Annotated in this window: 18 protein-coding genes; 15 read left to right on the forward strand and 3 right to left on the reverse strand. The window is 41.2% G+C overall.

Annotated features, from left to right (window positions below):
* Positions 1-56: 56 nt before the first annotated feature.
* Positions 57-5,756, forward strand: a complete 5,700-nt coding sequence (locus HHO47_RS04495) for an Ig-like domain-containing protein (protein ID WP_211183612.1) — start codon at positions 57-59, stop codon at positions 5,754-5,756.
* 128 nt (positions 5,757-5,884) lie between these two features.
* Here HHO47_RS04495 and flgN read toward each other — a convergent pair whose 3' ends face one another.
* The 3 genes from flgN to flgA form a co-directional block, all read right to left on the reverse strand.
* Positions 5,885-6,316 (reverse strand): flagellar protein FlgN, encoded by a 432-nt coding sequence (gene flgN, locus HHO47_RS04500; RefSeq protein ID WP_169019212.1) that lies wholly within the window; start codon positions 6,314-6,316, stop codon positions 5,885-5,887.
* Entirely contained in the window at positions 6,309-6,623 is a 315-nt protein-coding gene (flgM, locus tag HHO47_RS04505; protein ID WP_169019213.1) for a flagellar biosynthesis anti-sigma factor FlgM, read from the reverse strand. Before flgM ends, flgN begins: the two co-directional genes overlap by 8 nt.
* A 78-nt stretch (positions 6,624-6,701) precedes the next feature.
* Positions 6,702-7,409, reverse strand: coding sequence for a flagellar basal body P-ring formation chaperone FlgA (flgA, locus tag HHO47_RS04510; RefSeq protein ID WP_169019214.1), 708 nt, complete (start codon positions 7,407-7,409; stop codon positions 6,702-6,704).
* A 141-nt stretch (positions 7,410-7,550) separates the two neighbouring features.
* Here flgA and HHO47_RS04515 point away from each other — a divergent pair, with 141 nt between their 5' ends.
* From HHO47_RS04515 to HHO47_RS04580, 14 genes are all read left to right on the forward strand, one after another.
* Positions 7,551-8,483, forward strand: a complete 933-nt coding sequence (locus HHO47_RS04515) for a chemotaxis protein (protein WP_169019215.1) — start codon at positions 7,551-7,553, stop codon at positions 8,481-8,483.
* A 20-nt stretch (positions 8,484-8,503) separates the two neighbouring features.
* A complete protein-coding gene (locus tag HHO47_RS04520) occupies positions 8,504-9,334 on the forward strand; it encodes a CheR family methyltransferase (RefSeq protein ID WP_169019216.1) in 831 nt (276 codons plus the stop codon).
* Between the two features lie 187 nt (positions 9,335-9,521).
* Positions 9,522-9,932, forward strand: coding sequence for a flagellar basal body rod protein FlgB (gene flgB, locus HHO47_RS04525; protein WP_169019217.1), 411 nt, complete (start codon positions 9,522-9,524; stop codon positions 9,930-9,932).
* Between the two features lie 2 nt (positions 9,933-9,934).
* Positions 9,935-10,366 carry a flagellar basal body rod protein FlgC gene (flgC, locus tag HHO47_RS04530; protein WP_149981585.1) on the forward strand — a complete coding sequence of 144 codons (432 nt, stop codon included), beginning with the start codon at positions 9,935-9,937 and terminating at the stop codon, positions 10,364-10,366.
* A gap of 14 nt (positions 10,367-10,380) precedes the next feature.
* Positions 10,381-11,061: a flagellar hook assembly protein FlgD gene (locus HHO47_RS04535; RefSeq protein WP_169019218.1), complete on the forward strand. Its 681-nt coding sequence runs from the start codon at positions 10,381-10,383 to the stop codon at positions 11,059-11,061.
* A 56-nt stretch (positions 11,062-11,117) separates the two neighbouring features.
* Positions 11,118-12,473: a flagellar hook protein FlgE gene (gene flgE / locus HHO47_RS04540; protein WP_169019219.1), complete on the forward strand. Its 1,356-nt coding sequence runs from the start codon at positions 11,118-11,120 to the stop codon at positions 12,471-12,473.
* Positions 12,474-12,631: 158 nt separating this feature from the next.
* Complete coding sequence (locus HHO47_RS04545; protein WP_169019220.1) at positions 12,632-13,396, forward strand: flagellar basal body rod protein FlgF; 765 nt, start codon at positions 12,632-12,634, stop codon at positions 13,394-13,396.
* A gap of 21 nt (positions 13,397-13,417) precedes the next feature.
* Entirely contained in the window at positions 13,418-14,206 is a 789-nt protein-coding gene (flgG, locus tag HHO47_RS04550; protein ID WP_145239534.1) for a flagellar basal-body rod protein FlgG, read from the forward strand.
* 18 nt (positions 14,207-14,224) lie between these two features.
* On the forward strand, positions 14,225-14,908 hold the full coding sequence (flgH, locus tag HHO47_RS04555; protein WP_169019221.1) for a flagellar basal body L-ring protein FlgH: 684 nt from the start codon (positions 14,225-14,227) through the stop codon (positions 14,906-14,908).
* A gap of 11 nt (positions 14,909-14,919) precedes the next feature.
* Positions 14,920-16,014: a flagellar basal body P-ring protein FlgI gene (locus HHO47_RS04560; RefSeq protein WP_169019222.1), complete on the forward strand. Its 1,095-nt coding sequence runs from the start codon at positions 14,920-14,922 to the stop codon at positions 16,012-16,014.
* A gap of 85 nt (positions 16,015-16,099) precedes the next feature.
* The gene (flgJ, locus tag HHO47_RS04565; RefSeq protein ID WP_169019223.1) at positions 16,100-17,068 is read left to right on the forward strand and encodes a flagellar assembly peptidoglycan hydrolase FlgJ; all 969 of its coding nucleotides are present in this window, start codon (positions 16,100-16,102) and stop codon (positions 17,066-17,068) included.
* A gap of 1 nt (position 17,069) precedes the next feature.
* On the forward strand, positions 17,070-19,076 hold the full coding sequence (flgK, locus tag HHO47_RS04570) for a flagellar hook-associated protein FlgK (RefSeq protein ID WP_169019224.1): 2,007 nt from the start codon (positions 17,070-17,072) through the stop codon (positions 19,074-19,076).
* A 2-nt stretch (positions 19,077-19,078) separates the two neighbouring features.
* A complete protein-coding gene (gene flgL, locus HHO47_RS04575) occupies positions 19,079-20,311 on the forward strand; it encodes a flagellar hook-associated protein FlgL (protein ID WP_169019225.1) in 1,233 nt (410 codons plus the stop codon).
* A gap of 351 nt (positions 20,312-20,662) precedes the next feature.
* Complete coding sequence (locus HHO47_RS04580; RefSeq protein WP_169019226.1) at positions 20,663-21,643, forward strand: flagellin; 981 nt, start codon at positions 20,663-20,665, stop codon at positions 21,641-21,643.
* Positions 21,644-21,658: the final 15 nt, after the last annotated feature.

Consider the following 21,658-nt stretch of genomic DNA (forward strand, 5'->3'; position numbering starts at 1 on the left):
CCAGTGGTAATTGGAGTGCCGAGGCCACGCAACCGTTAATTGATGGCGCATACACAGTGACTGCCAGTCTCACCGATGCAGCGGGTAACACAGGCAGTGCCAGTGACAACGGCGTGGTGGATACTATAGGCCCAGAACTGAGAATTATTCCATCATTTCTACTAGGTAATTTAGTGTCGTTGTCTGGGGATTCTGATTTACCTGCCGGTAGCACGGTGACAATTACTGAACATTTAGTTGGGGGATTACTTGGCGCTAGTTACACAGCTACAACAGATGAAGATGGTAATTGGCAAGTTCTTAATTTAACAGTGCCCTTGCTAAACTTGGCCTATGTTACTGCCAGTGCCACTGATGCTGCAGGTAACACAAGCACGGTGAGTACGCTTGATTTTGATAATACAGCTCCTGATTTAACGGTCAGTGTTGACGCGTTGAGCAACGATACAACGCCGGTTATCTCAGGTGATACTGATATGGGTCAAGGCACTGTGATTAATTTGACCGTGGTTGATAGTGATAATGTTAGCCAAACATTTACCGCAGTTGTTCAAGCAGATCAAACCTGGTCAGTGTCTGTGCCACAAGCTATTGCAGAGGGAACTTATACCGTCACCGCGTCTGTGCGTGATGGTGTTGGTAATTTAACGACGGAACAAACCACTGGCGTGGTAGATAGTGTCGCACCAAGTTTAGTGATAGACAACTTACAAGCAACGGCTAATGCAACACCAACTATCACTGGCAGTAGCGATGAGATTGGTGGAGAAGTATCGGTTGTGGTAGACGGACAAACTCTGCAAGCGACGGTAGCAAATGATGGTACTTGGCAGGTAGCCATCCCAACGGCATTGAATGATGGCGATTACCCTGTTGAAGTGAGTATTAGCGATGATGCGGGTAACTTACAAACAGCAGCGGCTACGCTGTCGATTGATACTATTGCGCCTGTATTGACGTTAGCGGCTCCAGGTATCACTAATGATCCAACACCGACAATTTCAGGAACTTCAACAGAACCGCAAGGCAGTGAAGTGGTCATTGTGTTGGTTGACACTAATGGTGATAGTCAACAATTTACAGCCCAAGTGCAAGTCGATGGAAGTTATTCAGCAAGTCCAGTCGCTGATATTGCTGATGGTGCTTACACTGTTACGGTCACAATTACAGATGCAGCTAATAATATTGGCACAGTGCAAGGCACTGGTACTGTTGATACATTAGACCCTACTTTAACTTTAGACGGGTTAGGTACATTTAACGATGCGACACCGGTTATTTCAGGCAGTAGTGATGAAATCGGTGCAACGGTAACTGTTAATGTTATTGATGATTCAAACACTTATCAATTGAGTGCAGTTGTACAAGCTAATGGAAGTTGGTCGGTACAAGTTAATGATACACTGAGCGATGGCGCAATTACTATCACCGCCAATGTGAGTGATGCTGCTGGCAATCAAGCATCGGCATCAGGTAACGCAACACTGGATACCAATGCGCCGACTATCTCCATTGCGAGTTTACAACCTACATTGGATACAACACCGACCATATATGGTACTACAGACGCCAGAGATGGCACTGATGTGACGATTGAAATTATTGCCTCGGGTGTTGTTATACAAACATTAACTACGCAAGCTGCGGCTGGGCAATGGACTATTGATGTTATCGATGCTTTAGCTGAGGGCAGCTACACGGTGAATGCTAGTGTCAGTGAAGACGGTTTAACTAGATCTTCAAATACTAGCTTAGCAATAGATTTAACAGCCCCAACATTAGCTGTTAATACACCGACTATTACCAATGATACCACGCCAGTAATTAGTGGCACATCAGACGCCGCACAAGGCACTATCGTTACATTGTTGGTCACAGACAGTGCTGGCACCGAGCAATCGGTGCAGGCAACGGTTAAAGCTAATGGTGCATGGTCTGTTGCGCTTGCAACTGAACTTGCAGAAGGAAATTACAGCGTTGCAGCAACTATTGCTGATATTGCTGGTAACAGCAATTCAGCCCAAACAACAGGCGTAATAGATTTAACGCCTCCTACAGTGTTGGTTGATCCACTAAGCATCACAGCAGATAAAACACCTGTGGTATCAGGAGCAGCGTTAGATGCTGTTGCGGGGAACACTGTTGCTGTTACCTTTACCGATGCACAAGGTATAAGTCATACAGTCAATACCACACTTGCAGCTGATTTAACATGGCAAGTAGAAGCATCTCAAGCCATTGCAGAGGGTGCGTATACAGTCACTGCTGTGGTCACTGATACTGCTGGTAATGCTGGGCAACAAATTGCCAATGCCGTTATAGACAGTATTAATCCTGAGATCACGATTGATCAAAGTAGCTTGGTATTAACACAAGATACAACACCATTGATTACAGGTACATCAGATGAAGCGAATGCCACTGTTGAGGTTACCTTTACTGATGCAAATGGTATTGAGCAGATTGTAACCGTTACTACGGATGCGCAAGGTGATTGGCAAGCAGCAGCAAACACACCATTAGCGGAAGGTGTTTACTCTGTTAAAGCAACAATTACTGATATGGCAGGCAATCAAGGTGAAGACAGTAAAACCGGCGGGGAAATAGATATAACGCCACCTGAACTGGTAATCGTCCCATCATTTTTACTGGGTAATTTGGTGTCCTTGTCAGGAACTTCTGATTTGCCTGAGGGTAGCGTAGTAACAATTACAAATCACTTGGTGGGAGGCGTTGTAGGCTTACCTTATACCGCCACTGTTGATGCTAATGGTGACTGGAGCGTATTGAATCTCTCTGTATCATTGCTAACACTCGCTTATGTTGAAGCTTCAGCAACCGATGCTGCGGGTAATACCACCACCATCAGTACCTTAGACTTTGATAATACAGCGCCTGAACTTACGCTATCTACCCCAGCACTGACGATGGATAGTACTCCAGTGATTAGCGGAACCACTGATTTAGGTGAAGGTGCGCAAGTAACATTGGTGGTCACAGGGCAAGGGGTTGCAACACAAACCTTTAGCGCGACAGTGCAAGCGAATGGCAGCTGGTCAGTAAATGTACCGCAAGACTTAGGTGATGGACAATATACAGTGAAAGCGAGTGTGCGCGATGGTGTTGGTAATCTAACCGAGCAGACGGCCAGTGGTATAATTGATACTACCGCGCCAACACTTACTATAAATCCTTTATTAATTACTAGTGATGCGACTCCAACGATTAGCGGTACAAGTAATGAATTAGGAGCAATGGTAACTGTAACTATTGATGGCCAAACACTAACAGCCTTAGTAAATGGCTCTGGCTTATGGCAAGTCACCACAACGGCTCTTGCTGATGGCGATTATAATATTAATGCGACTGTGAGTGATAGTGCAGGTAATAGCGTCAATCAAACAGCGAACCTAAGCATAGATACAGAAGCGCCGGAGTTAACCATAGCGCCATTATCATTGTCAAATGATAATACGCCAACCATTAGTGGTAATTCAAATGAGCCACAAGGAAGTACCGTTTCTATTATGGTGGTGGATAGTAATGGTGATACTCAAAACTTAATTGCTACTATAGATAGTAATGGTAATTGGCAAGCCACGGCAGCAGTTTTACCTGATGGCACATTCACAGTAACAGCGTCAGTGACCGATAGTGCTGCCCTGACTACAACAGCTTCAACAACGGCTGTGATCGATACCAGTGCGCCAACTATTTCGGTTGATTCTATAGGGACTATAAATGTAGCCACGCCTCAACTCAGTGGTTTAAGTAATGAGCCAGCAGGTACTCAGGTCAGTGTAAGTGTAACTGATAGCAATACTAGTTATACTTACACAGCGCAAGTGCAAGCTGATGGTAGTTGGACAATCGATGTCACAGATACCTTAGCTGATGGTGCAATCACAGTAGTAGCAACCATTAGCGATTTAGCGGGTAATTCAACAATCTCAACGTCGGAAACTGGATTATTGAATACCAGTGTACCAAGCATTGCAATTGTTGCTCCTGCAGATACCAATGACACAACTCCCAATCTTAGTGGTAGTAGTGACGCTGTCAATGGCAGTGCAGTCGTTGTTACAGTAACGGATAGTGCAGCCCAAACACAAATCTACAATACTACCGTCGTTGATGGCTTATGGAGTATTTCAATTACCCAAGCCCTTAGTGAAGGGGGCTACACAGTTAGTGCAGTTGTCACTGAAGCTGGACTTACGGCAAATACCAGTGTTGCAGGTTTAATTGATACAACAGCGCCTATAATTACTATTGTGGATCCGGGTACAAGTGGCGATGCGACACCGACTATATCGGGCAGTACTGATGCTGGTGTAGGTGCAATTGTTACTGTGGTGTTGGTCGATAGCGTTGGCACTACGGATACTGTTACTACAACAGTACAAATAGGTGGTGTATGGAGTGTTGCATCAAATCAAACACTGGCAGAAGGGAGTGTCGCAATTACCGCCTCTGTTAATGATAGTGCAGGTAATCAAGGTAGCAATACCGCGACACTAACATTAGATTTAACGGCACCTGTTATTGTTATTGATGTGATCAGTGACACAAATGACTTAACACCTCAAATCACCGGCACAGTAACAGGTGCACCTGTCAATAGCCAAGTTACTGTATTGTTTACTGATGCGGCAGGTAACACGCAAACAGTTACAACTACAACTACGAGTAACGGTAACTGGTCGATTGAACCAAATACAGCACTTGCAGCGGGTGGTTATACTGTGGATGTGACCGTGCAGGATGAATACGGTAATGCCACCACAGTACAAGAATCAGGAGTTATTGACACGGTTGATCCGACGATTGCCATTACGAGTGGACTGATATTAACCAATGATGCGACACCTGAAATCAGCGGCACATCGAGTGAAGCAGGGCGTACAGTCACGGTGATATTTGATAATGGTATAGCGCAAACATCAGTAATAACGACCACTCAAGGTGATGGTAGTTGGAGTATTTCTCCTAACGATACTTTGCTTGATGGCAGTTATACTGTTAGTGCAACAGTGTCAGATACTGCTGGGAATATTACAGTTACCTCTGAGATGACAGGTCTTGAAATCGATACTATCCCACCAACACTTACAAATCTAGATGTTAACTCATTGTTAGGGCTAGGTTTGGTAATTACAGGTTTTGATGGTGTTACAGATGCAGAGGACGGTACTATTGTTAGGCTCGATAATGCGCTGGCACTGGGGATCACACTATTAAGTGATGGTGGGGCTATTGTAAATAATGGCACCTGGGAGATCGGTATTGTTGATGTAAACTTGTTTGACTTACTCGGCCTTGGTTTAGATGATGCTCGTTTTAGTATTACTGATTCACTCGGCAATGTACGAGTGGTCGATATCAATGGTAATGATCTTGAGATAAACGGAAAGGATGTTAGCTCCGCAGTTGTTGAACCTAGCGCGGAATTCAGTGGCAGTGATAATAGTACTGAATTATTATCAACCGATGAAGGTGTTGATTTAAGTAAAATTAGCCATGTGTCCGCTGAGTCGGAATTAACACCACAACTGAGCAAATTAACAACAGCAGATCTTCTAGCTGATAATGAGCAAGAAAGTCTACTTGCACTTGATCCTGTCAGTGATAGTAATAGCCTAGTGTTTACCGCCGATCAGAAAGCAACAGCAGAGCCAGCGCTTGATGTGCAAAATCAATCAGAGGAAATGATTAAAAAATTAATAGAAAGCGGCAATAATCAAATTGATAGTTAATTATTGTTAAGCAAAAGGTATAAGGCGTGGGTTTTCCTGCGCCTTATTACTTGCGAGATAATTTTAAATAGGGGAAAGGAAAAGAAAAATAAACAAAGGGAATTTTTAAAACTAAAAGGAGGAACCAACTATGCTTTTAAGTTATGGACGATCTTACTGTTACCATGGATAACACTACCACCTTGGTCATATGTTGTAGAGGTTGGCACGCCAATTAAGATATCTTTTAATTGTTTGACAGTTAATTGTGCATGGTGGGCAGCATGAGCATTAACGTCATTCTTTTTTTTACATAACTCTAATAACTTATGCACATCACTCGTTAAGCTTGTTACAGCCTCAGATTCAATATCATTATCTGCAAATAAGGCTTTGAGCTCTTTATCTAACGTTTGAATTTGACTCAAAAAGGCAAGTTTTTGTTTCGCGATATCTTTAAGACCCTCGCCACGACGGGAGGCTATAGCAGTTAATTCTTCTTCTAAAATATCAGCAAGGGATGTTAAGCAATTTAACTGCATAACAAGTTTAGAGCTGATCAAACTGGTGTGATCAGCCATACACATCAAACTCAAATGCAGCGATATTCTTAGCTAGCTTTTCAGCATCGATTTGATATTTACCTTCAGTAATTGCTTTTTTTAGCTCAGCTACTTTATTGCTATCAAAACCAGAAGATTGCTGTGCTTTATCTTGCAGAGATTTTAATTGTTGCGCTTGTGGCGTTAAGCTTACTAAGTCAGCAGTCGCTTTTGGCGTAGCTGCTTGCGTAGTATTAGCATTATTGTTTTGTAAATCAACTTTTTGCTGTTTAGCATTGGCCAACACATTAGCCTGTTGTTGACCTTTATTTACTTGGCTTACCATGATTTTAACCTATACATTATCCAACACTTGCTTTGTTATCGGCAACCATGTTAGAAACTTTAGCACAAATACGAAAATTTAAATAATTACCTGTACAGACTCAACACCATCAACACGGGCATTTAAAACTTTCCCTGACTTTGCATTTTTAACCTTTACCTGCTCCCCTAAAGTACCATCTTCTAGGGCTAAACCGGAAGTTTTTATTTTCAATCCTCGAATTATTGCAAAAATAGTGACATTGTCCCCTTTGCAGACCATACAGATTTGATTTAAAGCAACAGGGTAACCACTGCGAATATTACGTTTGCTGCGGCTACCAATTAATAGCTCTTCATCTTGTAGGTACTGTGCTCTTACGAAATGCTTTGGTTTCATAATCAAACGTAAATGATGGGGTTCTATAACTTCGCCCCGGCTTAGATTTTCACTCGCAACGATCACAGGGGATAGTTCAATCATACGTACATGAACATATTGACTCCAGCCATTGATGTCATCACATTTTATTTGTACGGTTATTTGGCGATTAAACGGCGGTTCGGTAGGAATATTAAATACAAGATCGGTGTTGCAGCCACGATCTGGGATCCGGCTATCTAATGTTAAGGCGTTGAGTTCTTTATCATCAGCAGTATTTTGGTCTAATTGATCATAGACATGGGATACAGCAAGTTCTTGCAATTGTTCTTTGCTATATGTTTGCGCATACAGTGGAGTAACTAGGTATAAGCTAGCAAGAAAATAAAAAACACTGTATCTTCGGCTTTTTTTTAACAAACTCATAATGTTTCGACTATGCTTATGGTTGAAAACAGGGTATAAATATTTAGCGTCAATAAACAGACGTTCCCGTGTAGTTATGTAGCTTTACAGAAAGAAAGCAATTATTGTTCCGTTCTTATTCGCTTTCTTCAGGAGATTGAAATGGCAGGCATTTTAGACTCAGTTAACCAACGTACTCAATTGGTTGGGCAAAACCGTCTTGAATTATTATTGTTCAAGCTAAGAGGGCGGCAGCGCTTTGGTATTAATGTGTTTAAAGTGAGAGAAGTACTGCAATGCCCTCCTTTAACAAATATGCCTAAGTCGGATGCCTATGTAAGAGGTGTCGCACACATACGTGGACAAACTATTTCTGTTATTGATTTATCAATGGCTGTAGGTGGCCCTGCGATCGAGAATATTAAAGATAGTTTTATCATCATTGCTGAATATAACCGTTCCGTGCAAGGTTTTTTGGTTGGCGGTGTTGAGCGAATTGTAAATATGAATTGGGAAAAAATAATGCCGCCACCGTCTGGGGCTGGCAGGTATTCGTATTTAACAGCAGTGACAGAAATTGAAAATGAGTTAGTCGAAATTCTCGATGTAGAAAAAATATTAAATGAAATTTGCCCGGTAAATACTGAAGTCAGTGCAGCAATAGCTGATGATGGTGAAATTCAAAAAGACTTAGGTGAGCGCATCGTATTTATTGCCGATGACTCAGCTGTTGCTCGTAATCAAGTAAAGCGTGCTTTAGAGCCGTTAGGCGTGCAGACAGAGCTTGCTAAAAACGGGAAAGAAGCATTAATTCGCCTTCGTGAAATAGCAGAACTTGATTGCAAACATGATATTACTGAACGTGTTGGTTTGTTGATTTCAGATGTAGAAATGCCTGAAATGGACGGCTATACTCTTACCGCTGAAATAAAAGCAGATCCAAAGTTAGCCCCACTACATGTTATTTTGCATACATCACTCAGTGGTGTGTTCAATCAAGCGATGATTGAAAAAGTGGGTGCTGATGACTTTATTGCTAAGTTTAATCCGGATGAGTTAGCTACAGCAGTGAAGAAATGGGTTCATTGTGACTAATTTGAAAAGGCGGTGTTACTTTGGAAAATAAGCATTTACAGCAAAGCGAGTACGATCAGTTTCGCTCTTTTTTAGAGCAACAATGTGGTATTGTTTTGGGAGATAATAAGCTTTATTTAGTCAAAAGCAGGCTTGCTCCGTTAATGGTTCGTTTTAATGTTGAGTCATTGTCACAATTGGTCAGTAAAACATTGAGTCCGCATGAACGGCAGTTACGTGCCGCAGTTGTTGATGCTATGACGACCAATGAAACGTTATGGTTTCGGGATCAATACCCGTTTGAACTATTACAAAGTAAGTTATTCCTAGAGCATAAAGAGTTGCGTCGACCATTGAAAATTTGGTCAGCGGCAAGCTCCTCAGGACAAGAGCCATATTCTATTGCCATGTCGGTCGCTGAGTTTCAAGCTAAACAACCGGGTGTATTAAAAATGGGTGCGCAGATCATCGGCACCGATATTTCTAATACCATGTTGGATATGTGTAAACATGCAGAATATGATTCTCTTGCTTTAGCTAGAGGGCTGTCGGTAGAGCGCAGAAAGAAGTTCTTCAAAGATAGCGGCAATGGGATGGCGCAAGTTAACGACTCAATAAAAAAATTAGTGAGTTTTCGACACCTTAATTTATTAGACTCATACGCGCTAATGGGTAAATTTGATATTATTTTTTGCCGTAACGTGCTGATTTATTTTGCTCCAGAGGTGAAAGCTAAAATTATTGCTCAGTTTGCTCAAGCACTTAACCCTAAAGGGTATTTATTTTTAGGCGCATCAGAGTCTATGTCAGGATTAAGTGAAGAATTTGACATGGTACGTTGTAATCCAGGTATTATTTATCAAAAGAAATAGTTCACTCGTATAGGCTGCTAATACCAATATTTTTCAAATTTTATTAAAAATTTGACTCAGTCCCCCCTATAAACGATGTGTTTCCACATCGTTTTTTTAATCAACAAATTAAGCTCATCATAAAACCCTAATCTAGTTGGCTCACCTTTTGCATTAAGCACTTTAAGTCAATTTTTTGGAGATGGTTATGGCTATCAGTTTTGATAAAGCATTTGGAGTTCATCCTCATGCAATGTTGATCCGTTCGCAACGTGCTGAGTTATTAGCAACCAATATCGCTAATGCTGATACGCCGGGCTATAAAGCGAAAGATATCGACTTTGCCACAGCATTGAAAGCGGCAAAAAGCCACCAACAAGGCGGCAATAACATGGTAACAACGAACCCAAACCACATTGCCGGTGGCAGTCGTTATGTTGGTAATAGTGAAATGTTTCGCACGCCAAATCAAGCAGATACAGGTGATGGGAACTCGGTTGATATACAAGTGGAACGGAACTTGTATACAAAGAACTCATTAGAGTATCAGGCAAGCCTGCAATTTATGAGTAGTAAAATTAAAGGCCTTAAAAAAGCCCTCGGTAGTCAAGGAGCCTAAGCATGAGTTTATATAACGTTTTTGATATTTCAGGTAGTGGTATGAGCGCACAAAATGTGCGTTTGAACACAACCGCGAGTAATATTTCAAATGCTAATAGCATTAGCTCAAGCCAAGACAAAACTTATCGAGCGCGTCATCCTGTTTTTGCAGCTGAGCTGATGAAGGCATCAGAATCAACTGGTAATACACAGGGGTCGTCTGTTGGCGTTAAAGTACTAGGCATTGTAGAGAGTAATAAACCACTGCAAATTGAATATAACCCAAATCACCCCAGTGCGGATGAAAATGGTTATATCTACAAACCTAACGTTAATGTCGTTGAAGAAATGGCTAATATGATTTCTGCCTCACGCTCTTATCAAACCAATGTGCAAGTTGCTGATGCAGCTAAGCAAATGTTAAGTAAAACACTGTTGCTTGGGCAGCGGTAATTGAGGGTTAGATTATGAGTAACGACATAAATACTGCATCGTCAAGCTATATAGATTCGCTTCGAGGGCAGGATAAACAAGTTACAAATGAAAAGAAAAGTGATGCCTTAACACAAGAGGATTTCTTTTCATTATTAACGCAGCAACTGTCGTTTCAAGATCCCAGCAAACCTGCTGATAACGACCAAATGATTGCACAAATGACGAACTTTACCATGGCAGAAGGTATCTCAAATTTAAATTCAAAGTTTGAGTCTTTAGCTGCTTCAATGACCTCTAACTCAGCGTTGCAAGCATCAACTCTGGTAGGTAAAAAAGCTTTAGTTGAATCAGATACATTAGATCTTAACAGCAGTGATGATGCCTCGGGCATGATTGCTGTTGAAAATCCCGTTAAAGATTTAAAGCTCAGTATTACAGATGCTTCCGGACAACTAGTGAGAACAATAGAGTTAGGTGATAAACCTGCTGGTGGCTTACGTTTTAACTGGGATGGAAAAAATGATGCGGGTGAGAGACTTCCGCCAGGAGAATACAATATTAAAGCAGAGGGCAGTATGGGTGAAGAATTTACTAGTTTACCCATGGCCTCTTATAAAAATATTGATAGCGTCAATATTAATGGCGCTAACGGTATTATTATTAACACTAAAGAAGGGGCGGTTAAGCTGTCTGATGTCGCAGAAATTGCGTGATAAATTTTATTTATTTTTTAGCCTATTGGCTAAATTTTATAGGTTAGAGGTGAATTATGAGTTTTAATATTGCATTAACCGGCATTGCTGCCGCACAAAAAGATTTGGATGTTACTGCTAATAACATCGCTAATGTAAATACCTTCGGTTTTAAAGAATCGAGAGCTGAATTTGCTGATGTGTATGCATCATCGGTTTTTACTTCGGGTAAAACTAAAAATGGTGATGGTGTGCAAACAGCATCTGTAGCACAGCAGTTTCATCAAGGTTCAACATTAGGTACTAAAAATTCACTCGATCTTGCTATAGGGGGTGAAGGATACTTTGCTCTTAGCAATGAGTTAGGCTCACAAGATAAAACATTTACTCGTGCAGGGGCATTTAAATTAGATAAAGATAACTTTATCGTTGACTCACAAGGTAATTATTTACAAGGTTTTCCTGTTGATGAAGTCAGTGGAGATGCAACATCAGTAAGTTTAACCTCCTCTGGGGCGATTCAAATTCCTGATTCTTCAGGTTCCCCGCGCGCTACCACAAGTGTATATTCGTCATTTAGATTGGATTCGACCAAAGATGCACCGACTATTACACCATTTGATCCAACGCAATCAGGGTCATATACTCACTCTACCTCCACCAATGTTTATGATTCGCTAGGTGAGCCGCATACTATGCAATTGTATTTTGTGAAAACAGATGCAGCTGTTACAGGTAATGCTAATGAGTGGCAAACCTATGCCACGTTAGACGGTCAAGCATTCAATCCTGATGGTAGCTCGCAAGGCGCTACTGGACCATTTAACCCAATTTCAACATTTCAGTTTGATGCGAACGGCTTACCACTTAATACCAATGGAGCCGCAAATACAGGGAATACATTTAACCCTGTTGTGTTAGATGGCACTAATATGACAGGGCTTTTAGGTAATGGTGCTAGCTTTCCTAATAATGTAACTATCAATTGGCGCGACGAAGCAGGTACATCTTCAAAAATACCGACCCAGCATGCAGGCAAGTTTGAAAATAAAGTATTATCTCAAGATGGCGCTGCTGTAGGACGATTGGCAAATATAGACATTGGTGTTGATGGAAAAATTGTTGCTTCTTATAGTAATGGTGATTCTAATTATTTAGGACAAGTTGCGTTAGTCCGTTTTCCCAATTCACAGGGGTTACAACAAGTAGGCAATACGTCATGGAAAAAAAGTTTAACGTCAGGTGACCCTGTAGCGGGTGAAGCAAATTCAGGCGCATTTGGTAAAATCAGCTCATCAGCATTAGAGCAATCAAACGTGAACTTAACCAATGAGCTTGTTGATTTGATCAGCGCACAGCGTAACTTCCAAGCTAACTCGCGTGCACTTGAAGTGAATTCAACACTACAGCAAGCTATTTTGCAGATCCGCTAACCTCGTTTTAATATTTTTTACAATCCGACACCTAGGCTGCTATTTATTAGCAGCCTTTTTTGTTTGTGCTTGATTATTCTTGTAACTTATTACGCCATTTTATTGTGGCACTTATCTTGCATTTATCACGTTATAGATTTTTAACGTGAGTCGATGTTATGGACAAGATGGTCTACATTGCAGCGTCAGGAGCTAAGCAAAGTTTGCGGGGCCTAGCGCTTAAAGCAAATAATTTAGCAAATGCCAATACCACAGGCTTTAAAGCTGACTTTGCGCAAGCGCGCTCAATGCAAGCTTTTGGTGAAGGCTTACCGACACGTGTTTTTACCATGCAGGAGCGGCCAGGCTCTAATATGACTTCTGGCGGTATAGTGCAGACTGGACGTGATCTTGATATTGCTATGAGCGATAAAGGGTGGCTTACAGTGCAAGATGCTTCAGGTAATGAGGCATATACTAAAGTTGGCACGTTGAATATCACCCCTGAAGGCGCTTTGATCACCAGTTCTGGGCGTCAAGTTATTGGCGAAGGTGGGCCGATTATTTTGCCAGTTCCAGTGGAAAAAATAGAATTTAGTGACGATGGTTCAATCCAAGTTCGCCCGCAAGGTGCACCTGCTAACTTTTTAGAAGTTGTTGACCGTTTGAAGGTAATTAAGGCAAATAATTCTGAGCTTGAAAAAGGCAATGATGGTTTATTTCGACCAAAACCTGAATTACTGGATAATGATATATGTGGATTTTGTAACATCTCTAATGATGTGAAAGTGATGAGTGGCACTTTGGAAATGTCAAATGTGAATCCGGTACACGAGATGGTGGATATGATAAGCCATCAACGCCAATTTGAATTACAAGTTAAGTTAATGAAAACGGCTGAAGAAATTGACGAACGTCAAACTCAATTGCTGCGTATTGTTTAACTTTATTGAGAGGACATTAATATGAATCCTGCATTGTGGATAAGTAAAACGGGGCTTGATGCTCAACAAACCGATATTTCGGTTATCTCAAATAATTTAGCCAATGCCAGTACTGTTGGTTATAAGAAAAGTCGTGCTGTGTTTGAAGATTTACTTTATCAAAATATTAATCAGCCTGGGGGGCGTTCATCACAAGATACTGAAATGCCTTCAGGGTTAATGCTCGGTGCTGGTACCAAAGTAGTTGCTAATCAGAAGAACTTTTCTCAAGGTAATATGTTAACCACTGAAAACTCATTGGATTGGATGATATCGGGGCCAGGTTTTTTTGAAGTTTTACAGCCCGATGGTAATATCGCTTACTCTCGAAATGGCCAATTTACCACGGATGAAGATGGTCGTATTGTTACTGCCGGTGCTGGTTTTCCCGTACAGCCAGAAATGAATGTACCTGATGATGCGCAGTCTATTACTGTATCACAAGATGGTGAGGTATCAGTACGTATCTCAGGGCAGCCAGAGAATGTGGTGATAGGTCAGTTAACGATCAGTGACTTTATCAACCCATCAGGGCTAGAGCCGGTAGGCCAAAATTTATATACCGAAACTGCAGTCAGTGGCGCACCAGTGCAAGGGAACCCAGGTTTAGAAGGGCTCGGTACTGTTGTGCAAGGTGCACTTGAAACTTCTAACGTAAATGTAACTGAAGAATTAGTTAACCTGATTGAAACTCAACGGATCTATGAAATGAATTCAAAAGTGATTTCAGCGGTTGATGAAATGATGAGTTATATCAGTCAGCAACTTTAATTAATTCGGAGCAAGGTTATGCGTAATTTATCTATAGTATTAACAGGTGCATTTATTTTGAGTGGCTGTATGACAACCCAAAACCACAGCGTGGTTCAAGATGATCCATACTATGCTCCTATGTACCCAGAGCCTGCCGCAGAGCAAGTTGTGCCAACAGGCTCATTATTTGATAGCAATTTGTCAAACGATTTATATTCAGATAAAAAAGCCTTGCGTACTGGAGATATTATTACAGTTAAACTACAAGAATCGACGCAATCATCAAAAGCTGCGAAAACTGAAACGGATAAACAAAGTGATGCCAGCTTAGATCCTGTCATTGGGTTAGGCGCACTACCAGTTAATATTGGTGGCGATAGCATTCAGTTTGGTGTTGGCAGTGGTGCAAAATTTAAAGGGGATACTAAATCAAATCAATCTAATAGTTTATTTGGTGATATTTCTGTGAACGTTATGCGGGTATTACCTAATGGTAATTTAGTGATCCGTGGTGAAAAATGGCTAACCTTAAACACCGGTGAAGAGTTTATTCGTCTTGAAGGACTTGTTCGCCCGCAAGATGTTACGGCAGATAATACGGTGACCTCTAACAGAATCGCTAACGCTCGGATCCAGTATTCTGGTAAAGGGCAAATGCAAGAGACTCAAACGGCAGGATGGTTAACTCGATTCTTCACTAGCTCTCTGTTCCCTTTTTAAAGGATGTTGATATGAATAGCTTGAAAGCGTTGCTGTGTATATGTTTATTAGCTTGGCATTTTAGTGCTAGCGCTGAACGTATCAAAGATGTTTCAATGGTTGAAGGCGTTCGCTCAAACCAGCTGGTTGGTTATGGTCTCGTGGTAGGTTTACCTGGCACCGGTGAGCAAAGTCGTTTTACTGAGCAAAGTTTTAAAGCCATGCTAAATAGTTTTGGTATAACCATGGCTGCGAATTTAAAACCCAAAATTAAAAATGTAGCAGCGGTTGCTGTGCATGCCGAGTTACCTGCATTTAGAAAGCCAGGGCAAACTATTGATATTACCGTTTCCTCTATTGGTAGCGCGGGTAGCTTACGTGGTGGAACATTATTACAAACCTTTTTGAAGGGGGTTGATGGGAATACTTATGCCATTGCGCAAGGTAGCTTAATTGTCGGCGGATTAGGTGTTGAAGGAGCAGATGGTAGCAGAGTCGTAATGAACACGCCTACAGTGGGACGCATTCCAAATGGAGCAACGGTTGAACGGACAATTAAAAGCCCATTTATGCAAGGCGATTATATTACTTTTAACTTAAATCGTCCTGACTTTACAACGGCGAAACGTTTAGAGCAAACCATTAATGAGTTGGTTGGTCCTGATAGTGCACACGCCCTTGATGCAGCCTCAATTCGTGTGATTGCTCCGCGTGATGCATCACAGCGTGTTGCTTATTTATCAACGCTTGAAAATTTAGAATTTAAACCTGCCGATACCTCGGCTAAAATTATCGTTAATTCACGCACAGGCACTATAGTAATAGGTAAAAATGTAAAGTTACAGGCAGCGGCAATTACCCATGGTGGCTTGACTGTTACGATTGCGGAACAGCAAAATGTATCTCAGCCTAACGCATTAAGTGAAGGGGAAACGGCCGTTACGAATCAAAGTATAATTGATGTTAACGAAGATGATTCTCGAGCCTTTGTATTTAACCCCGGTGTTAGTCTTGACGATTTAGTACGCGCAATTAACGAAGTTGGCGCAGCGCCCGGTGACTTAATGGCAATTCTTGAAGCATTAAAAGAAGCAGGGGCCATCAGCGGTCAACTTGTGGTAATTTAATTATGAAAGACCCTATATAGTAATATCTTGTTGGCGTAAATATTGCATTGTTAATTTCATTATTAATCACTGTGTCAAATTGCTGATGGATACTAATCATCTCGATAAACAAAACTTCTTTGATTTAGGCAATCTTAATACTTTACGCCAAGATGCCTTAAAAAGTGATGCCTCGCCAGAAGCATCAAAAGAAGCATTAAAAAAAGCAGCGGCACAATTTGAATCTATATTTACACAGATGCTGCTTAAAAGCATGCGCAAGGCAAATGAGGCCTTTGAAGATAAAGACAGCCCGTTCAATTCCAGCGGCGTAAAGTTTTTTGAAGAAATGCACGACCAGCAACTGTCTGTTGATCTCTCTTCAAAAGGCTCATTGGGATTAGCGGATCTTATTGTGCAACAGCTTTCTCCTGACGCAAAAGGCTTTACTCCAAGTTCTGTACTTCGCACAGCTGATAATTTTAGCAGTGATCGTCGTGCCAGTGGTAACAGTAGCGATATGGCGAAAGAGGCATCCGCTGTTAGTGATAGCCAAAAGACCCAACAAAAACCGCAGTTTGAAAATGCAGAAGATTTTATTAGTAGTGTTTGGGAGCATGCGAAAACGGCGGCTGAAAAAATAGGTTTGAACCCCGCAGTAATGGTTGCCCAAGCGGCACTCGAAACTGGTTGGGGCAAGCATATTATTAATAAAAGTGACGGTAATAGCAGCTTTAACTTGTTCAATATCAAATCAGATAGAAGCTGGCAAGGCGAGAAAGCCAATAAAGTGACACTCGAATTTGAGCAAGGCACACCTGTTAAAAAACAAGCTAGTTTTCGTGCATACGACTCTATTAAAGACAGTGTGAACGACTTTGTGCAGTTTTTGACAGAAAACCCACGCTACCAAGAAGCGCTACAAAATACTGCAAAACCAGCAGCCTTTTTAGATTCACTTCAAAAAGCTGGTTATGCCACAGATCCCAATTACGCTGACAAAATTAAGCAAGTGTTAAACCACACAGAGCTTAAAACATTGGCGACATCATTGGTTCGCCAAGGAGTAAATTAACATGTCATTTAACTTATTTGACATTGCAAGCTCAGGAGTTCGTGCTAACTCTGAGTTACTGCAAACCACCAGTAAGAACATTGCCAATGTGAATACGGTGGGTTATGTACGCGAGCGTACAGAGCATATGACCATGATTGATAACCAAGTCGGTCGTGGAGAAACCTATCGTTTATTAAATGAGTTTGCACAAAAGCAACTCAATCGTGATACCTCAAATAAAACCTTTTTTGATCAATTTGTTACTGAGGCAAGTCGGGTTGATACTCTGTTTTCTGAAGAATCAAATAGCTTGTCTACCAGTGTTAATTCTTTTTTTAACAATATTCAAGAAAGTTTAAATCAGCCATCTTCAACAGTTGCACGTTCTTTAGTGATGACTGATGCACAAAATTTACTCGATCAAATGGATAGGCTCTCAGGTATCGTTTTTGATCAGAAAAATATTGTAAACGAGCAACTCGAGATTTTCTCGGATGAAGCCAATACTTTAATTCAAAATATTAGCAGCTTGAATAAGCAAATAGCGACCGTAAATGGCACCCGTAACGAAGCAGATTCAAGCACTATGTATAACGAGCGAGATTTAGCTATTCGCAAGTTATCTGAGTTAATAGATGTAGAAACACTGGATGGCCCTAATGGCGAAAAGCTTGTTTTCATGGGCACTGGTGAATCATTAGTCATGCAAGATGGTGCCTTTAATTTATTTTCGATGACAGGTGATCCAGATCCTAATTTTAAAGAATTACACCTTGATATAGATGGCGGCAAAGCCGTGCCGCTTGAGGTGGATGCGAGTAAATTAAAAGGCAAAATAGGTGGTTTGCTGGCGTTTCGTGATGACATATTAGTCCCTGCGCAAAATCAACTTGGGCAAATGGGACTTGCGATTGCGGATGCGTTTAATCAGCAAAATCGTTTAGGTATGGATGGCAATGGTGAACTCGGTGGGGATATTTTTGCTATTCCGACTGTGGGAGCTTATGCCTATCAAGCCAATACGGGTAATTCGAGTATGACGGCTACCTTAGAGCCGGGCAAAGGCAGCGAAATGCCTGCTAGTGACTTTATTGTTACTTATACCAGTGGCACAACTGTTGAAATACAGCCTGTTGATAATAAAGGAGAGCCATTGGGTGCACCTTCAACTGCTGATATTGTCGCAGGGGTTATTGATTCATCGACTGTCACTGGTGGAGAATCGTTTGGCTTACAATTAAATGTGTCGGGTGGTGGCGCTGTGGGCGATCAATTTTCAGTAAAATTAAATGCACAGGCGGCATCAAGTTTGACACTCGCCACAGATAGGCCTGAAGCATTGGCATTGGCATCACCTATTCGTACAGCTGATGATATCAATAATACTGGTAATGCCAATATATCTGCAGGTGTAGTAAGCAGTGTAACGAGTGGCGGGTTTTCAGCAACCAGCCCACCAGGTTTGGCCAATGGTGATATTAGTATTGTTAAAACTGCAAATGCGAATGAATATACGCTTACGGATGGAAGTGGCACCGCAACATTTACCATCACTCCTCCTGCTGAGAACATACTCGCTCAAGCGGGCGCGCCTTATGATAGCTATGGTTTTGATTTTAATATTGAGGGCACACCAGCTATAGGTGATAGCTTTACTTTGGAGTTCAACGAAGGCGGATTTGATGATAACCGCAATGGCTTATTGTTGGCAGGACTGCAAAGTGGTGAGTTAGTGCGGCAAAATGTGACTACAACCGCATCGGCTGATAACCATAAAACATTTAATCAAGCTTATGCAGGGCTAGTCACTGATATTGGGGTGGTAACTAATCAAGCTATGACTAATGGCGCTGCATTTGATGCATTAGCCCAGCAGTCAGAGGCGTGGTATGAGTCACTGTCAGGAGTGAATTTAGATGAAGAAGCGGCCAATTTATTACGTTTTCAGCAGTCTTACGCAGCTTCGGCACAAGTACTTTCAGCTGCTCGTACAATTTTCGACACTTTACTTAGTGCGGCGAGGTAATTATGCGTTTATCAAATAACCAAATGTATCAAAATAGCTTAAACTCTATTTTGAATAACCAACAGAATGTTAATAAAGCGCAAGAGCAAGTTAATACTCAGAAGCGAGTATTGACCGCAGCTGATGACCCATCGGCAACAGCACGGGCATTATTGTATACCGACCGTATTCAAGCAAATGAACAGTATAGTAAAAATATTACTATGATAACGAGCCGTTTAAAGACTCAAGATAGTGTGCTGGAAAATATTAAAGGCTCACTTGAAAAAGCTTATACATTGGCAATTCAAGCAGGTAATGGGGTTTATACGGATATAGATCGCGAAGGCATTGCAGAGGAACTTAAATCGATACAAAGTAGTGTGCTTGATTTAATGAATGCTAAGACTGAAGATGGGAAGTATATATTTTCAGGCTATCAGGATAACACGCAAACTTATTCTCTGGATTCATCAACTGGCAAATATGTGTATGGCGGTGACCAAGGTCAGCACAAGATTAAAGTAGCCGAAGGTGTGGAGATAAAATCAAGTGATAACGGCTTTGATACCTTCGAAAAGGTCAATGCGCGTTTAAATGTTGCCTCTAATGATGGTGTTGCATCAGGTGGCATCACCAGCGCTCAAGTATATGTACGAGAGCAAGCACAATTTGATGCATTTCATAAAGCCAACTATAACGCAGATCCTAGCGCTGCAGCTGGAGCAAACACGTTTAATATTATTACAACCGCCGGCAGCCCAAATTCATATTCAGTTGAGCAAGGCGGCAATGTTATTGAGTCAGGCACTTTTGATGGTTCAACTCTTAAAGTCGCTGGTATGGAAATTAGTATGAACCCAGTTGCAAATGGGCAAGTTGATTTCACACTTGAGGCTCCGCAAAAAGAAAACGTGTTAAATACGCTAAGTGACTTAATCGCAGGACTCACCGACCCAACATTGAGTCAAGACGATTATGATCAAGTACTCGCGGCTGCGATGATCCAAATTGATAACAGTAAAAATACTGTATCTTTAACTCAAGCAGGGTTAGGGGGACGATTAAATACCACTGAAAAAATCACCCAATCGAATAGTGATCTTGATGTGAATAATAAATCATCGCGAGCAGATTTAGTTGAACTTGATATGGCAGAAGCAATCACAGAGCTCACTAAGCAAGAAACGGCACTGCAAGCTTCACAGGCAACTTTTGGCCGCTTAGCTAAACTCTCATTGTTTGATTACTTATAAGTAAGCTATAAGAACACCAAGAGTAAGGCAAAACATTGCCTTACTCTGCTATTTTCCCACCTTCTAAGACTCTTACCTTTATTATTTAATTACTTAGCTGATACTGCACTAGAACATCTTTAGTTAACCGCATTGCGTTGTTTTCGATGTGTGATAATTGTTTTATGTCGCTAAAAGTTAATTAATAACAATAAGATAATAAAATAATTAAAAAAACTTAAAAAAAAGCTAAAGGATTTTTCGAGCAGACCGATAACTTAATTAACCAAGCAAAGCGTTGTAAATAACAACCACTGCTTAATCTAAGTAAGTTTGAGAGTAAATGATAAGTTTACTTCGGGAGAGATAATCATGGCTTTATATGTAAATACAAATGTTAGTGCATTAAACGCACAAAGACAATTAAACAATTCTGGTAATGCACTGGATACATCATTTCAACGTTTATCGTCAGGTTTTCGTATTAACAGTGCGAAAGATGATGCGGCTGGTCTACAAATTTCTGACCGTTTAACATCACAAATTAACGGTTTGAACCAAGGTAACCGTAACGCGAACGATGGTATTTCACTAGCACAAACAGCTGAGGGTGCATTAGACGAAGTAACATCAATGTTCCAACGTATCAGAACATTATCACAGCAAGCAGCTAACGGCTCAAATACTGATGAAGACCGTTTAGCAATTCAGGAAGAAATCCGTTCACTATCTGAAGAGGTGAATCGTGTTGCTGCTGATACTACTTTTGGTGGGCAAAACTTACTTGATGGTACTTATGATGCTAAGTTTCAAGTAGGGGCTGATGCAGTGCAAACAATCGGTTTTAGCATGAAAGATGTAGGTACCGACACGACGCAAACAGATGGTAGTGGTTACTCTATTGAAGTTAATAACGGATTTACGCTTTCAGGTGTTGCGGGGATTGCAGCATCAATTGGTGGTGACACGCTTTCCGCTTTGGCTGATGGTATAAGTGATATCTCAGGTGCTGCTAATGATTACTCGTTCTCTACAACGTTTACCGCAGATGGGATAAGTGTTTCATCACAAGCGAATGCACAAGCAGTATTTGCAGGTATGGATGCAATGATTGCCGTGGTTGATAAAAAACGTGCAGAGCTAGGTGCTGTGCAAAATCGTTTTCAATCTACGATCCGTAATCAATCGAATATCTCTGAGAATTTAAGTGCGGCGCAATCGCGTATTAAAGATACTGACTTTGCACAAGAAACAGCAAACTTAACAAAAATGCAGATTCTACAACAGGCTAGCCAAACAATTCTTAGTCAGGCTAATCAGCGTCCACAGGCTGCATTAAGTCTTCTAGGTTAACAACTGATTTATTAA

The organism is Pseudoalteromonas arctica, from assembly GCF_012927645.1.
Lineage (GTDB): Bacteria > Pseudomonadota > Gammaproteobacteria > Enterobacterales > Alteromonadaceae > Pseudoalteromonas > Pseudoalteromonas arctica_A.

What these genes read in the sequence shown, in the direction of transcription:
- flgN (WP_169019212.1), bottom strand. Translation starts at nt 6,316, where the DNA reads ATGGCTGATCACACCAGTTTGATCAGCTCTAAACTTGTTATGCAGTTA.
- flgM (WP_169019213.1), bottom strand. Translation starts at nt 6,623, where the DNA reads ATGGTAAGCCAAGTAAATAAAGGTCAACAACAGGCTAATGTGTTGGCC.
- flgA (WP_169019214.1), bottom strand. Translation starts at nt 7,409, where the DNA reads ATGAGTTTGTTAAAAAAAAGCCGAAGATACAGTGTTTTTTATTTTCTT.
- HHO47_RS04515 (WP_169019215.1), top strand. Translation starts at nt 7,551, where the DNA reads ATGGCAGGCATTTTAGACTCAGTTAACCAACGTACTCAATTGGTTGGG.
- flgB (WP_169019217.1), top strand. Translation starts at nt 9,522, where the DNA reads ATGGCTATCAGTTTTGATAAAGCATTTGGAGTTCATCCTCATGCAATG.
- flgC (WP_149981585.1), top strand. Translation starts at nt 9,935, where the DNA reads ATGAGTTTATATAACGTTTTTGATATTTCAGGTAGTGGTATGAGCGCA.
- HHO47_RS04535 (WP_169019218.1), top strand. Translation starts at nt 10,381, where the DNA reads ATGAGTAACGACATAAATACTGCATCGTCAAGCTATATAGATTCGCTT.
- flgE (WP_169019219.1), top strand. Translation starts at nt 11,118, where the DNA reads ATGAGTTTTAATATTGCATTAACCGGCATTGCTGCCGCACAAAAAGAT.
- HHO47_RS04545 (WP_169019220.1), top strand. Translation starts at nt 12,632, where the DNA reads ATGGACAAGATGGTCTACATTGCAGCGTCAGGAGCTAAGCAAAGTTTG.
- flgG (WP_145239534.1), top strand. Translation starts at nt 13,418, where the DNA reads ATGAATCCTGCATTGTGGATAAGTAAAACGGGGCTTGATGCTCAACAA.
- flgH (WP_169019221.1), top strand. Translation starts at nt 14,225, where the DNA reads ATGCGTAATTTATCTATAGTATTAACAGGTGCATTTATTTTGAGTGGC.
- HHO47_RS04560 (WP_169019222.1), top strand. Translation starts at nt 14,920, where the DNA reads ATGAATAGCTTGAAAGCGTTGCTGTGTATATGTTTATTAGCTTGGCAT.
- flgJ (WP_169019223.1), top strand. Translation starts at nt 16,100, where the DNA reads ATGGATACTAATCATCTCGATAAACAAAACTTCTTTGATTTAGGCAAT.
- flgK (WP_169019224.1), top strand. Translation starts at nt 17,070, where the DNA reads ATGTCATTTAACTTATTTGACATTGCAAGCTCAGGAGTTCGTGCTAAC.
- flgL (WP_169019225.1), top strand. Translation starts at nt 19,079, where the DNA reads ATGCGTTTATCAAATAACCAAATGTATCAAAATAGCTTAAACTCTATT.
- HHO47_RS04580 (WP_169019226.1), top strand. Translation starts at nt 20,663, where the DNA reads ATGGCTTTATATGTAAATACAAATGTTAGTGCATTAAACGCACAAAGA.